Origin of the sequence: Nocardia sp. NPDC058658 (genome assembly GCF_042716665.1) — a bacterium.
GTDB lineage: Bacteria > Actinomycetota > Actinomycetes > Mycobacteriales > Mycobacteriaceae > Nocardia.
Genome location: NZ_JBHXRR010000004.1, coordinates 137,923 through 154,337, shown reverse-complemented (window position 1 = coordinate 154,337; position 16,415 = coordinate 137,923). Strand labels below are relative to the sequence as shown.

The window sequence follows — 16,415 nt, the reverse complement described above, 5'->3', positions numbered from 1 at the left end:
TTTCTCAGAGCAGTCCGCCGCCACCGAGCAGGCCGCCACCGTCATCGGTGTCCGGCGTGGTCGTGCCGGAGTCGCCCAGCAGGCCCGTGTCCGTGGCGCCGAGGCCGGGACCGAAGGCGCCGCCCACATCCACACCGTCCAGGGAACCGGTGAGACCGCTGGTGGTGTCGGTCAGGCCGCCCGTCGCAGCACCCGCGGTATCGGTGACCGCGCCGGTCGCCGCGCCGGTGGTATCGGCGAGTCCGCCGGTTGCGGCTTCACCGGTGTCGTACACCGGAGCTGTCGGGGCCGGTGTCGGCATCGGGGTGTAATCGAGGCCGGGCAGCGGGCCGGTGTCGGTCGCGCCACCCACCGTGTCGGTGACGGTGGAGCCGAGGCCGGCGGTGGTGTCGAAGGGGGCACCCGAACCGTTCAGGTCGGTCGGGACGACGCCACCGAGCCCGCCGTCGCCGCCGAGGAGACCGCTGGTGACACTGTCGACGGTGCCGAAACCGGTTTCCAGACCGGAGCCGACCGCGTCGGTGGCGCCGCCGAGGAGGCCGCCGGTGGTGTCGGTGGGCAGGATGTGCGCGGTGTCGGGGAAGACATCGACGCTCGGGACGAGGCCGTCGCCGGTGGGCAGACCGTCGGTGGGGACGTTGCCGGTCAGGCCGCCGACCACACCACCGAGGTCGCCTGCGGGCAGTCCCGCGTCGCCGGTCGGGAGGACACCGCCGAGGATGCCGCCGCCGGTCGAGTCGCCGGTGATGGCGCCGGTCACCGCATCGAGCGGGGCGAAACCGGTTTCCAGGCCGGTACCCGACGGGTTCGGCTCGCCCGGGGCGATGCCGGACAGGTCACCGAGGCCGGTCGCCAGACCCGCGTTGTCGAACGTGTTGCCCAGATCGAAGCCGAGATCGTCATCGCTGAGGGCAGCCAGACCGGCGGTGGTGGCCGCGGCGCCGGTGAGGGCGCTGGCCGCGTTGGCCGCCGAAGCCGCGCCGTCGGAGGCGGCCGAAGTGGCCGAGCTGTACGGCGAGGAGTTCGTCGAACCGGTGTTGTCATGGGTGGAACCGCTCAGACCGCTGCTGAACAGGCCGGCCACCGCGGTCGGGTTGAGCACATCGGTCATGCCGTTCATGACGCCACCGACGCTGTCGACATTGCCGCCGACGCCGGTGATGTCCTCGAAGTTGGAACCGTTGATCAGGCCGTCGACCAGGTCGTTGCCGATCGGGGACTGGTCGATCGCGGCACCGATGCCGTTGGCGGTGATGTCCTGGAACACCGCGCCGTTGAGAACATCGACCACGCCGTCGTCGACCGCGTCGTTGAGGATCGGGGACTCGTCGATCGCCGCGCCGATGCCGTTGGCGGTGATGTCCTCGAACACCGCGCCACCGAGCAGGCCGGAGGCGACGCCGCCGTCGACCACATCCGAGACGCCGCCCGCGCCGCCGACGCCGGCCACGCCGCCGTCGAGCACGTCGTTGAGGACGTTGGACTCGTCGATCGCCGCACCGATGCCATTGGTGGTGATGTCTTCGAAGTCGCCGCTCAGGACGCCGCCCGCAAGGCCGGTGAGCGCCGCGCCGTTGGCGATGCCGCCCAGGTCGTCGACGTTGCCGCCGATGCCGGTGATGTCCTCGAACGCCGCACCGTTGAGGATGCCGCCCGCGCCGGCCAGGCCACCGTCGCCGTTCAAGACGCCACCCGCGCCGGCCAAACCGCCGTCGCCGCTGAGCGCGCCACCGATACCGGTGATGTTCTCGACGTCGACCAGGTCGGTGAAGGTGGATTCGTCGATCGCCGCACCGATGCCGTTCGTGGTGATGTCCTCGAAGTCACCGCTGAAGACACCGCCCGCCAGGCCGGTGATGCCGCCGTCGACGGCGTCGTTGAGGATCGGGGACTCGTCGATAGCCGCGCCGATGCCGCTGGTGGTGATGTCCTCGAAATTCGCGCCGTTGAGGATGCCACCGACCAGGCCGCCACCCGCGCCACCGTCGACCAGACCGCCGACGCCGGTGATGTCGCCGGTATTGGTGACGCCACCGAGCAGGCCACCGTTGAGGACGCCGCCCGCGCCTGCCAGACCACCATCGCCGTTGAGGATGCCGCCCATATCGTCGACGTTGCCGCCGATACCGGTGATGTCCTCGACATTGACGTTGTTGAGGATCGCGCTCTCGTCGATCGCCGCGCCGATGCCGTTGATGGTGGTGTCCGTGGCGCCACCGAACAGGCCGCCGTCGCCACCCGCGGCGAGCAAATCGTTGCCGACACCGGCCGCACCGAGCAGGCCACCGTCGCCGTTGAGCACGCCGCCCGCACCGGCCAGGCCACCGTCACCGTCGCCGGTCAGGCCGCCGACGATGCCGCCGACCACATTGCCGTTGCCGATGCCACCGCCTGCCGCGAGGTCGTTGAGGACCGAGCTCTCGTCGATCGCCGCGCCGATGCCGCTGGTGGTGATGTCCTCGAAGGTGTTGCCGGAGAGGATGCCGCCGTCGACCACATCCGACACGTCGTCCACAGCCGCGCCGATGCCGTTGGCGGTGATGTCCTCGAAGGCGTTGCCGTTGAAGACACCACCCGCGCCGGCGAGACCGCCGTCACCGCTGAGGATGCCGCCCGCGCCGGCCAGGCCGCCGTCGCCGGAGAGCAAGCCGCCCGCCACGCCGGTGATCGGGGACTCGTCGATCGCCGCGCCGATGCCGTTCGCGGTCACGTCGTTGACATCGACCAGATCGGTCGGGTTGGTGAGATTGCCGGAAAGGATGCCGCCGCCGCTGCCCGAGAGGTCGTTGAGAACCGAGCTCTCGTCGATCGCCGCGCCGATGCCGTTGGTCGTGATGTCGGTGAGGTCGGCGAAGTCGGTGACGTTGTTGCCGCTGAGGAGGCCACCGGCACCGGCCAAGCCGCCGTCACCGCTGAGGACGCCGCCTGCACCGCCGACGCCGGTGATGTTGTTGAGCACGTTGCTCTCGTCGATCGCCGCGCCGATGCCGTTGGCGGTGACGTCGTTGATATTCGAAGCGACATCATCGACGTCGACAACATCGGTCACGTCGTGGGCGCCGATGCCGGTCAGGTCGCCGCCGACCAGGCCTCCCGCCAGCGCTCCGGTCAGCGCGCCGTTGCCGAGGCCGCCGAAGTTGTTCAGCGACTCGTCGACCTGGCCGCCGATGCCCTGGATCTGCACGTCCTCCCAGGCACTCGCCACGCTGTTCGCAAGGCCGCCGAAGTCGTCGCCGATGCCGTTCACATCGTTGAGTCCCGCGCCCAGAATGTTGTTGTTGCCGCCGATATTGATGTCGCCCATGTCACTCACATCCCCAATGCCAGAAAGGTCAAGGTCACCTACAACTCCGGTCACGTCGCCGATCGAGCCGACGATCCCGGTCATGTCTCCCGCAATGCCACCGGCAACACCAGTCACATCACCTGCGATCCCACTGATGTCACCGATCGAGCCGGTCACGTCGCCGACAACGCCACCGACACCGGTGAGGTCACCGACCGAGCCGATCAGGTCACCACCGATGCCGGTCACATCGGCCACGTCGGTGACGATGCCGGTCAGGTCGCCGGTGAAGGCGGCCACGTCACCGGCGATACCGGTGAAGTCTCCGAAGAAGCCGGTCAGGTCGCCGAACGAACCGGTGAGGTCACCGCCGATACCGGTGATGTCGGCGACGAAACCGGTGATGTCGCCACCGAAGCCGGTCAGGTCGCCGAACGAACCGGTCACGTCACCGAACACGTCGGTCAGGTTGCCGGTGATATCGCCGAAGGAACCGGTGATACCCGTGAGCGATCCGCCGACTCCGGTGAGGGAGCCGGTGATGTCGCCGACCGAGCCACCGATGCCGGTGAGCGAACCGGTGATGTCGCCGACCGAACCGCCGATGCCGGTGAGCGAACCCGTGAGGTCGCCGAAGGTGCCGCCGATGTCGCCGACGGAACCGCCGATGCCGGTCACCGAGCCGAGCAGGTCGCCGCCCACGTTCACCACGTCGCCGAAGCTGCCGGTGATGCCTTCGAAAGTGTTGTTCCAGTCGCCCGAGACCGACACGAGGTCGCTCACCAGACCGCTGCCGAAACCGGTGATCTCGAGCGCGTTGTCGCTGATGCCGGCGATCATGGCCGACCAGTCGCCGGAGACGCCCGCGACATCGCCCACCAGATCGCCCACGTTCAGGTCACCGAAGGTGCCGGTCAGGTCGCCGAAGGTGCCGCCGACGTCGCCGATCATGTTCGACCAGTCGCCGAAGACCGCGGTCACGTCGCTGAAGGAATCGGTGATGCCGGACAGGTCGCCCGCCACGCCCGTCACGTCACCGACCCAGGTGATGTCGCCCAGAAGACCGCCGGTGCCGCCACCGACACCTCCCCCGCCGCCACTATCGCCGCCGATGATCCCGGTGATGTCGCCGATCGTGCCTGTGATGTCGTTGCCGCTCAGAGGTCCCGTCATGTCGCCCACCGTGCTGGTCAGGTCACCGGCAATGCCGGTCACGTCATTGATTCCGGTCAGGTCGCCGCCGACACCGGTCAGGTCGCCGATGGAGCCGATGAGGGCACCGCTCGGGTCTGTGGTGATGTCGCCGATGGTGTTGGAGAGGTCGCCGCTCAGGATGTCGCCGACGGCGCCGACGTCGAGGAGATCGCCGGTCACGTCGCCATTGATCAGGCCGGCGGTGAGGTCGCTGATGTTGCCGACGTTGGTGAGGTCGCCGGTCACGTCGCCGATGTTGCCCACGTTCGTCAGGTCGCCTGCGATGCCGGTCAGGTTGCCGACGTCGGTGAGGTCACCGTCGAAGAGGTCGCCGGTGATGTCGCCGATGCCGTTGAGGTCACCTGCGACTCCGGTCAGATCGCCGACCAGGTCGCCGCCGACCAGGCCTCCGGTTACATCACCGATCGAATTGTCGATCAGGTCGCCGGTCACGTCGCCGACCAGGTCGCCACCGACGAGGCCACCGGTTACATCACCGATGTTGCCGACGTTCGTCAGGTCGCCTGCGATGCCGGTCAGGTTGCCGACGTTGGTGAAGTCGCCGTCGAGGATGTCGCCGACGCCGTTGAGGTCGCCCGCGACTCCGGTCAGATCGCCGACCAGGTCGCCACCGACGAGGCCGCCGGTGATGTCACCGACAGTGCCGACATTCGTCAGGTCGCCGACCAGGTCACCACCGACCAGGCCGCCCGTGATGTCACCGACCACGCCGCCATCAACAAGGTCTCCGGTGATATCGCCAACCAGGTCGCCACCGACGAGACCACCGGTGATGTCATCGACAACGTCGCCGTTGACGAGACCACCCGTGATGTCACCGACAACGTCGCCGTTGACGAGACCACCCGTGATGTCACCGACTACATCGCCGCCGACCAGGCCGCCGGTGATATCACCGATCGCGCCGACGTTCGTCAGGTCGCCGTCGAGGATTCCGCCTGCGACGCCGGTGATGTCGCCGATCCCGGTGAGGTCACCGCCGGTGATGTCGCCGACCACGCCGCCGATGTCGCCGGTATTCGTGAGGTCGCCGACCAGGTTGCCGATGTCGCCGGTGTTGGTGATGTCGCCGTTGAGGACGCCGCCGACGAAGTCGTTGTCGGTGATGTTGCTGAGGACGTCGCCGTTGACGAGGCCGCCTGCGACGCCGGTGATATCGCCGGAGTTGTCGAACAGGTCGCTCGCGAGGCCTGCCAGGTCGATGCCGCCGATCAGGTCGCCGCCGATGAAGTCGCCGCCGATGCCGGTGACCGCCGCGGCCAGACCCGTGAGGCCGATGAGGTTCGCGATGTCGCCGGTGTTGGTCACGTTGCCGACGTTCTCGACGAGGTCACCGGTGAGCTCGTTGTCGCTGATGCCGCTGAGGACGTCGCCATTGATCAGGCCGGCGATGTCGTTGTCGGTGATGTCGCCGTTGACGACACCGCCCGCGGCACCGGTGATGTCGCTGAGGATGTCACCGTTGACCACGCCGCCGGTGGCCGCCGAGAGGTCGTTGAGGAAATCGCCTGTGAGGACACCGTTTTCGGTGACATCGCCGACGATGTCGCCGTTGAGGATTCCGCCGGCGACACCGGTCAGGTCACCGCCGACGAGGTCGCCGGTCACGTTGCCGACATCGAGCAGATCGCCGGTCACATCCCCGTTGACCAGGCCACCCGCGACACCGGTGATGTCGTTGAAGGCATCGCCGTTGATAAGGCCGCCGGTGATGTCACCGTCCACGAGGTCGCCCGTGATGTCGCCGATCGAACCGACGTCGGTCAGGTCACCGACGATGTCGCCGTTGAGGATTCCACCGGCCACACCCGTCAGGTCGCCGTTGACGAGGCCGCCGGTGATGTCGTTGTCGGTGATCGAACCGACGAGGCCGCCGATGTCGCCGGAGTTGTCGAGGAGGTCGCCGGTGATGTCACCGTTGACCAGACCGTTGGTCAAGTCGCCTGCCACGCCGGTGATGTCGCCGTTCACCAGGCCGCCGGTGAGATCGCCCGCGACGCCGGTCAGGCCGCCGTTCACCAGGCCCGCGGTGAGATCGCCTGCCACGCCGGTCAAGTCGCCATCGATGAGGTCGCCGTTCACGAGGCCGCCGGTCAGATCGCCCGCCACGCCGGTGATGTCGCCGTTGAGGATTCCGCCCGCGACACCGGCGATGTCGTTGTCGGTGATCGAGCCGACCAAGCCGCCGATGTCGCCGGAGTTGTCGAGCAGATCGCCGGTGATGTCACCGTTCACGAGGCCGCCCGCGACACCGGTGAGATCGCCCGCCACGCCGGTCACGTCGAGCAGATCGCCCGTGATGTCACCGTTCACCAAGCCGCCCGCGATGCCGGTGAGGCCGCCGTCGATCAGGTCGCCGGTCACGTCGCCGTCGATGAGGTCGCCGGTGATGTCGCCGGTGTTGGAGATGAGGCCACCTGCGATGCCGGTGAAGTCGCCATTGGTGATGTCGCCGATCACGTCGCCGTTCACCAGGCCGCCCGCCACTCCGGCGAGATCCCCCGCTACGCCGGTGATGTCACCGTCGATCAGATCACCGGTGATGTCACCGTTGACGAGGCCGCCCGCGACACCGGTCAGATCGCCGACCAGGTTGCCGGTGTTGGTGATGTCACCGACCAGGTCGCCGTTGACGAGTCCTGCGGTCAGATCACCAGCGACACCGGTCAGGTCACCCGAGTTATCGAGCAGGTCACCGGCGATATCGCCGTTCACGAGGCCGCCTGCGATGCCGGTCAGGCCGCCGTCGATCAGATCGCCGGTGAAGTCGCCGTTCACCAGCCCGCCCGCGATGCCGGTCAGGTCACCGGTGTTGGTGATGTCGCTGAGGACGCCGCCGATGTCACCGGAGTTGTTCAGCAGGTCGCCCGCGATGCCGGTGACGTCGCCGTTGACCAAACCGCCTGCGATGCCGGTGAGATCGCCGTTGACGAGGCCGCCCGCGACGCCACTCATATCGCCTGCGATGCCGGTCAGGTCGCCGGTGTTGCCGGTGATGTCGCTGAGCAGGTCGCCGGTGTTGGTGATGTCGCCGACTACGCCGCCGATGTCGCCGGAATTGTCGACGAGGTCGCCGACCAGGGTGCCCGAGTTGTCGACCAGGTCGCCCGCTACGCCGGTGACGTCGCCGTTGATCAGGCCACCCGCGATGCCGGTCAGGTCTCCGCTGTTGCCGGTGATGTCACCGACGATGTCTCCGGTGTTGTTCACGAGTCCTCCTGCTACGCCGGCGATATCGCCGTTGTTGGTGATGTCGCCGACCGAACCGATCAGGCCACCGATGTCGCCGGAGTTGGTGATGTCACCGACCACGCCACCGATGTCGCCCGAGTTGTCCAGCAGGTCGCCCGTCAGGTCGCCGCTGTTGCCGGTGATGTCACCGACCGTGCCGATCACGCCGCCGATATCACCGCTGTTGGTGACGTCGCTGAGTACGTCGCCGTTCACGAGGCCGCCGGCGATGCCGGTCAGGTCGCCGTCGACGAGGGCGCCGGTGATGTCGCCGTTGAGGATTCCGCCTGCGACGCCCGCGAGATCGCCGTTGTTGGTGATGGAGCCGACCACGTTGGTCAGATCGCCGGAGTTGCCGGTGATGTCGCTGAGCAGGTCTCCGTTGACGAGGCCGCCGGTCAGGTCGCCGGTGTTGGTGAGGTCGCCGATGATGTCGCCGGAGTTGCCGGTCAAGTCGCCGATCACATCGCCGTTGACCAAACCGCCTGCGACGCCGGTCAAGTCGCCCGCGATGCCACTGATATCGCCCGTGTTGTTGATCAGCCCGCCGGCGACTCCCGTGAGATCGCCCGCGATACCGGTGACGTCGCCGACCGAGTTGGTCCAGTCGCCGACCGAGAAGACCAGGTCGTCGACGTTGTCGGAAATGCTGCCGATCGAGCCGGAGTTGTCGAGAAGGTCGCCCGCGATGCCGGTGAGATCGCCGCTGTTGCCGGTGAGATCGCCCGCGATGCCGGTGAGATCGCCGATGGTGCCGGTCAGGTCACCGGAGTTGTCGATCAGGTCGCCTGCGATGCCGGTCAGGTCACCGCTGTTGCCGATATCGCCGACCGAGCCGATCAGGTCGCCCGCGACGCCGCTGATATCGCCGGTGTTGTTGACGAGGCCGCCCGCGACGCCGGTGATCGTGCCCGCGTTGTCGATCAGGTCACCGGTGACGTCGCCGTTGATGAGACCGCCGGTGACGTCACCGTTGATCAAGCCGCCCGCTACGCCCGTGATGTCGCCGACGCCGCTGGGGTCGCCGACGATGCCGGTCAGGTCACCCGCGACGCCGGTGATGTCACCGGCGATTCCGCTCAGGTCGCCGGTGTTGCCCGTGATGTCGCCGACCGAACCGACCAGGTCTCCCGCGATGCCGGTGAAGTCGCCCGAGTTGCTGAGCAGGCCACCCGCAACGCCGGTGACATCGCCGATGGTGTTTGTCAGGTCGCCGGAATTGCCGGTCAGGTCACCCGCGACGCCGGTCAGGTCACCGACCAGGTCGCCACCGACACCCGTCACGTCGCCGATGCCACTGAGATCGCCTGCTACCCCGGTGAGGTCACCCGCGATGCCCGTGAGATCGCCCGAGTTGCTGAGCAGGCCACCTGCCACGCCGGTCACGTCGCCGATGGTGTTGGTCAGGTCGCCGGTGTTGTTGACGAGGCCGCCCGCGATGCCGGTGAGATCACCCGAGCTGATGGTGTTGGTGAGGTCGCCGGCCACACCGGTCACATCTCCGATCGAACCGACGGTCTGCGTGAGATCACCCGCGACACCCGTCACGTCGCTGATCGAGCCGACCGTGTTGGTCAAATCGCCTGCCACCCCGGTCGCCTCGCCGATCAGGTCACCGCCGACCGCGGTGAGATCTCCGATCGAGCCGACGGTGTTCGTCAGATCGCCCGCGATGCCGGTCACGTCGCTGATCGAACCGACGGTCTGGGTGAGATCGCCTGCCACGCCTGTCACGTCACTGATCGAACCGACGGTCTGGGTCAGATCACCGGCGATGCCTGTGACGTCGCCGATGGAGCCGAGGTCGCCCGCGACACCGGTCAGATCGCCAACGGTATTCGTGACGTCGCTGATGGAACCGACAGTCTGCGTGAGATCACCGGCCACGCCTGTCACGTCGCCGATCGAACCGGCTGTGCCGGTCAGGTCGCCCGCCACACCCGTGAGGTCACCTGCGATGCCAGTGAGGTCACCGACGGAATTCGTGAGGTCGCCGACCGAGCCGACGGTCTGCGTCAGGTCGCCGGCAACACCTGTGAGGTCGCCGGCAACACCGGTCACGTCACTGATCGAACCGACGGTCTGGGTCAGGTCGCCCGCTACGCCCGTTACGTCGCTGATCGAACCAACCGTGTTGGTCAGATCGCCCGCCACACCGGTGACGTCGCTGATCGAACCGACAGTCTGTGTCAGGTCACCCGCCACCCCTGTGAGGTCACCGGCGACACCGGTCACGTCGCTGATCGAACCAACGGTCTGCGTGAGGTCGCCCGCCACGCCCGTCACGTCGCTGATCGAACCGACAGTGTTGGTCAAGTCGCCCGCGACGCCGGTCAGGTCGCCGACGGTGTTCGTCACGTCGCCGACCGAGCCGATGGCGTTGGTGACGTCTCCGACCGTGTTGGTCCAATCGCCCACGGAACCAACCGTTCCGGTGACGTCGCCGACGGAGCCGAGTACGTCGCCCGCGACACCGGTTACGTCGCTGATCGAACCGACAGTCTGCGTGAGATCACCGGCCACGCCTGTCACGTCGCCGATCGAGCCCACTGTTTGGGTCAGGTCGCCCGCCACGCCGGTCAGGTCGCCGGCGACACCGGATACGTCTCCGATGGACTGGGTCAGGTTTCCGACCGTGTTGGTCCAATCGCCCACGGAGCCAACGGTTCCGGTCACATCGCCGACGGTCTGGGTGAGATCACCCGCGACGCCGGTCACGTCGCCGACCGAGCCGACCGTGTTCGTCAGATCGCCCGCCACGCCGGAAACGTCGCCGACGGAACCGACGAGGTCGCCGGCGACTCCCGTCACCTCGCTGATCGAGCCGACCGTGTTCGTCAGGTCACCGGCCACACCGGAGATGCCGCCTGCCACGCCGGAAACGTCGCCGACCGAACCGACGAGGTCGCCCGCGACGCCGGTCACGTCGCTGATCGAACCGACGGTCTGGGTGAGATCGCCTGCCACGCCGGTGAAATCGCCGGCGACACCGCTGATATCGGTGATCGAATTGGTGAGATCGCCCGCCACGCCCGAGATGCCGCCGGCTACGCCTGTCACATCACCGACCGAACCGAGCACATCGCCTGCGACGCCGGTCACGTCGCCGATGGAGCCGACGGTGCCGGTCAGGTCGCCCGCGACGCCGGACACATCGCCCACCGACTGGGTGAGATCGCCCGCTACGCCCGATACATCACCCACGGTGTTGGTGAGGTTGCCGACCGTGTTTGTCCAATCACCCACGGACCCAACGGTGTTGGTCAGGTCACCGGCAACGCCGGTGACGTCGCCGACCGAGCCGACGACGCTGCCGACATCGCCCGCGACGCCGGTCGTGGAATTCGTGAGGTCGCCCGCGACACCGGTGATGTCGCCCGCCACGCCCGCGATGTCACCGACCGAACCGACGGTGTTCGTGAGGTCGCCCGCCACACCGCTCACGTCGCTGATCGAGCCGACCAGGTCGCCCGCGACGCCGGTCACGTCGCCGATGGAGCCGACAGTGCCGGTCAGGTCGCCCGCTACGCCCGTGATGTCGCCCGTCATGCCGGTGATGTCGCCCGTGATGCCGGTGATGTCGCCCGTCATGCTGGTGATGTCGCTGATCGTGTTGGTCACTTCGCCGACCGAGCCGGCGATTCCGGTGACGTCGCCCGCCACACCGGTCAGGCCGCCCGCGATGTCGCCTACCGAGCCGACGGTGTTGGTGAGATTGCCCGCGACACCGGTCACGTCGCCGGTGACTCCGGAGAGGTCGCCGCCCACGCCGGTGAGGTCGCCGGTGATTCCACTGATCGAATTGGTGAGATCGCCTGCTACACCGGTGAAGTCACCGACGGAGTTGGTGAGATCGCCCGCCACGCCGGAGACGTCGCCGATCGAGTTGGTCACTTCGCCGACCGAACCGGCGATTCCGGTGACGTCGCCCGCCACACCAGTCAGGCCGCCCGCGATGTCGCCTACCGAGCCGATGGTGTTGGTCAGGTCGCCCGCGACGCCGGTCACGTCGCCGACGGTTTGTGTGAGGTCTCCTGCGACGCCGGAGATGTCGCCGACGGAATTGGTCAGGTCACCGGCGACGCCGGTCACATCACCGATGGAGCCGACTGTGCCGGTGACGGTGCCGAGCAGGTCGCCGCCCACGCCCGTTACGTCGCCGACAGTGTTGGTCCAATCGCCCACGGAGCCAACGGTGTTGGTGAGGTCGCCTGCTACGCCGGTCAGGTCGCCTGCCACGCCGGTGAGGTCGCCCGCTACACCGGCGATGTCACCCACCGAGCCGACTGTGTTGGTCAGATCGCCTGCGACACCGGTGATATCGGTGATGTCGCCCACGGAACCGACGGTGTTGGTCAGGTCGCCCGCCACACCGGTCAGGTCACCGATCGAGCCGATGTCGGTGAGGTCGCCTGCTACGCCGGTCAGGTCGCCGACCGAGCCGACGGTGCCGAGCACGTCGCCAGCTATACCGGTGAAATCGCCTGCTACACCGGTGAGATCGCCCGCTACGCCGGAGATGTCGCCTACGGAACCGACCACGTCGCCAGCGACACCGGATACGTCGCCGACGGAGCCGACCAGGTCGCCCGCTACGCCGGTCACGTCGCCGACCGAGCCGACGGTGTTGGTGAGGTCGCCGAAGGTGTTCGTCAGATCGCCTGCGACGCCGGTTACCTCGCCGACCGAACCGGCGATTCCGGTGATGTCGCCTACCGAACCGAGGACGTCGCCGACGGAACCCAGGTCGCCGCCGACGCCGGTGATGTCGCCGACCGTGCCGATGACATCGCCCGTTACGCCGGAGATGCCGCCGGTGATTCCGGTCAGGTCGCCAGCCACGCCGGTGAGGTCGCCCGCTACGCCGGTCACGTCGCTGATCGAGCCGAGGTCGCCGCCGACCGCGGTGAGGTCACCGATCGTGTTGGTCAGGTCGCCCGCTACGCCGCTCACATCGCCGCCGACCACGTCGCCGACGACGTTGCTCACATCGCCGATCGAACCGAGGTCGCCGGCCACGCCGGTGAGATCGCCTGCTACCCCGGTGAATTCGCCGACCGAGCCCGCGATGCCGGTGATGTCGCCGATCGAGCCGACCGACTGCGTGATATCGCCGACGGAGCCGATGCCACCGTCGAGGACGTCGCTGACGGAACCGATATCGCCGACCACGTTGCTCACATCGCCGATCGAACCGACACCGGCGACCACGTCGCCGACCGAGCCGATGTCGCCGACCGAACCGACGCCCGAGATCACGTCGCCGACCGAGCCACCGACACCGGTCACGTCGCCTACGACGCTGCCGATCGAGCCGATGTTCTGGGTTACGTCGCCGACCGAGCCCACGACGTTGCCCACATTGCCGACGTCGGTGAGGTCGCCGACGACATCGCTGACATTGCCGATCCCGCCGACCACATCGGTCACGTCGCCGCCGACGCTGCCCACGTTCGTGAGGTCGCCGATCACGTCGGTCACGTCGCCGCCGATATTGCCGACATCTGTCAGGTCGCCGATCACGTCGCCGACGGAGCCGATGCCGGTCACCGTGTCGGTCACGTCGCCGACCGAGCCCACATCGCCTACCACCGAGCCGACCACATTGGTCACGTCGCCGACCGAGCCTGCGCCGTTGAGCACGTCGGTCACGTTGCCTGCGACATTGCTGATGTCGCCGATCGAACCGATGTCGCCCGTCGCGTTGGTGACGTCGCCGACCACACTGCTGATCGCGCCTGCCCCGTTGAGGGTGTCGCCGACGGTGTTGGTCACGTCGCTGATCGAGCCGGCCCCGTTGAGCACGTCCGTGACGGAGCCGATGTTGCTGACGTCGCCGACCACGTCGGTGACCGAGCCCGCGCCGTTCAGTACGTCGGTCACGTCGCCGATGCCGATGTCGCCGGTCACGTTGCTGATACCGCCGTCGACGAGGTCACCGGTGATGCTGCCGATGTCGCCGGTGTTGGTGAGATCGCCTGCGACGCCGGTGATATCGGTGATCGAGCCCGCGCCGTTGAGCACGTCGGTGACGTCGCCGATGTTGCCTGCCACATTGCTCACGTCGCCGACCACGTTGCTCACGTCGCCGACGGAGCCCACGTTGCTGAGTACCTCGGTGACGTCGCCGACCGAGCCGATATCGCCTGCCACGTTAGTGATGTCGCCGATGGCGCCGATGCCGGTGACGGCGTTGGTCAGGTCGCCGACGTTGCCGTTGGTGATGTCGCCGATCACGGCAGCGTCGTTGAGGACGTTTGTCAGGTCACCGATCGAGCCGACGTTGCTGACCACGTCGGTCACGTCGCCATTGAGCACGTCGGTGACGTCGCCGATCGAGCCGACATTGCCGATCACGTCCCCGCTGTTGGACAACACGTCGCCGACGGTCGAGCCGTTGAGAACATCGGTGACATCGCCGACCGAACCCGTCCCGTTGAGCACGTCACCGACGGTGCCGGTGTCGATGTCGGTGATGCCGCCGAGCACGTCGCCGACGGAGCCGACGTTGGTGAGGTCGCCGACGATGTCGCCGGTGTTGGTCACGTTCGAGAGCACGTCGCCCACCGAGCCGACATTCGTGGCACCGCTGACGACATCACCGACCACATTGCTGACATCCCCGACAGATCCCGCGCCGTTGAGCACATTGCTGACCGCGTCGAGGTCGGTGATGTCGCCCACCGAACCGACATTGGTGACTCCGCCGAGCACGTCGCCGACAACATTGCTCACATCACCGACACCGTTCACCACGCCGCCGGTGTTGGTGATATCCCCGAGCACATCGCCGAAGTTGGTCACGTCTCCGAGCGACCCGATATTGGTGACCCCACCCAGCACATCACCAACCGACCCGGCATCGACCAGGTCGGTCACGTCCCCGATATTCGCATCTCGGATTACGTTGCTGACGGATCCGACGTTGCTGAGAATGTCTCCGGCAGAACCGATTCCGGTAATGCCACCGAGGTCGGTCACGTCCCCGACGGAGGCGACGTTGCCGAGCACATCGCCCACGTTGGTGATGCCGCCGAGTACGTCGCCGACACCGCTGATGTCGCCGGCGGAACCGATCACGTCGCCGACGTTGCCCACATTGTTGAGCGTCTGGATGAAGTCGCCGAACGCCAGTTCCTCGATGACGTGGCTGACGTCGCCGAAGTCGTTGAGTACGTTGCTGATCGGGCTGATTCCGTTGAGGACGCCGCTCACGCCGCCGAGCGACCCGGACACCACCGAGACGGGGGCGGTGAGGTTGCCGATGAGGGCGTCGCCGATCTGGACGGCGTTGAACGCGTCGGTCATGTCGGCGGCGATCTGGGCGGCTTCGTTGAACGCGTCGATGCCGGTGATGTCGCCGAGGGTGCTGCCGTTTGCGAGGCCGGCGATGTCGCCGATGTTGGCGCCGCTGATCAGATTGGTCACGTCGCCGACGGTGTTGCCGCCGACCAGGTCGCCGATGTTGGCGCCGCTCACCAGGTTGGTGACGTCGCCGAGGGTGTTGCCGCCGCCGATCACGTCGCCGAGCCCGGTGATGTCGCCGAGGTTGCCGACGGTGTTGGTGAGGTCGCCGAGCTGGCCGACGTTGGTGAGGTCGCCGAGCGTGTTGGTGAGGTTGCCGACGTCGCCCAGGTTGCCGAGCGTGTTGGTCACGTCGCCGAGGTCGCCGAGCGTGTTGGTCAGGTTGGCCACGTTGCCGAGGCCGGAGATGTCGCCGACCGCGTTGGTCAAGTTGCCGACATCGTTGAGGGTGTCGCCGACGTTGCCGATGCTGACGACCTCGTTGAGGGTGTCGCCCAGATTGCCGACGTCGCCGAGATTGCCTACGTCACCGAGGTTGCCGATACCACCGTTGAGCACGTTGCCGATCGGGCTGCCGTTGAGCACGTTGCTGATCGGATCGCCGGTGAGGATGTCGGGGCTGAAGATCTCGTTGTCGCCGTTGCCCTGATTGTTCGTGGTGTTGCCGCTGTTGGTGTTGGTCGTGTTGCCGCTGTTGGTGTTGTTGCCACCGTTGCCACCGTTGCCGCCACCACCGTTGTTCCCACCGGGTCCACCCGGGCCCCCGGGCCCACCATTTCCGCCACCACCATTACCCCCGTTGCCGCCACCACCATTGCCACCGTTGCCGCCACCACCGTTACCACCGCGGCCACCACCACCTGCGCCACCATTACCCCCACCGGGGCCCCATCCACCACCACCGGGCCCACCCGGCCCGAACCAACGCCCCGGCCCGCCGAAGAACATCGCGGGCCCTGCCCCATACGCTGCGGCACCACCGCCACCGCCGGCCGCACCGAATCGACCGGCCCCGAACCCCCCACCCGCGCCGTATCCTCCGTTGCCCGCCCCGACGATCCCCCGCAGCGGCGCCCCGCCACCGTCACAGACCGAGCGCGCCACCATCGGCGCGCAGGCAGCGATGTACTGCGGAGTCGCGCACAGTTGGGCCTGTTCGATGACCTTGTCCGGCGCGTTGCAGTAGGCCGCGGCGGCCTTGGGGTCGCGCAGCAGATCGAGAATGAACTGCAGGATCGCGTTCTCCATGGGTGTGGTCATCGAAATCAGCTCCTTCGTGAATCGGCACGATGCATCGACGCTATGGCGGGAGGCCACCGGCCCGTAACGGGGCGAACCCCCGCATCTGGTCGGGAATGTTTATTAGGGGATCGGCTGG

1 protein-coding gene is annotated in these 16,415 nt (G+C 67.5%); it reads right to left on the bottom strand.

Annotated elements, in window-relative coordinates; genetic code table 11:
• Nucleotides 1-4: 4 nt before the first annotated feature.
• Nucleotides 5-16,297: a hypothetical protein gene (locus ACFWUP_RS09660; RefSeq protein WP_379232567.1), complete on the bottom strand. Its 16,293-nt coding sequence runs from the start codon at nucleotides 16,295-16,297 to the stop codon at nucleotides 5-7.
• Between the last annotated feature and the right edge of the window lie 118 nt (nucleotides 16,298-16,415).

Coding starts and splice junctions, on each gene's coding strand:
- ACFWUP_RS09660 (WP_379232567.1), bottom strand. CDS start 16,297: ATGACCACACCCATGGAGAACGCGATCCTGCAGTTCATTCTCGATCTG.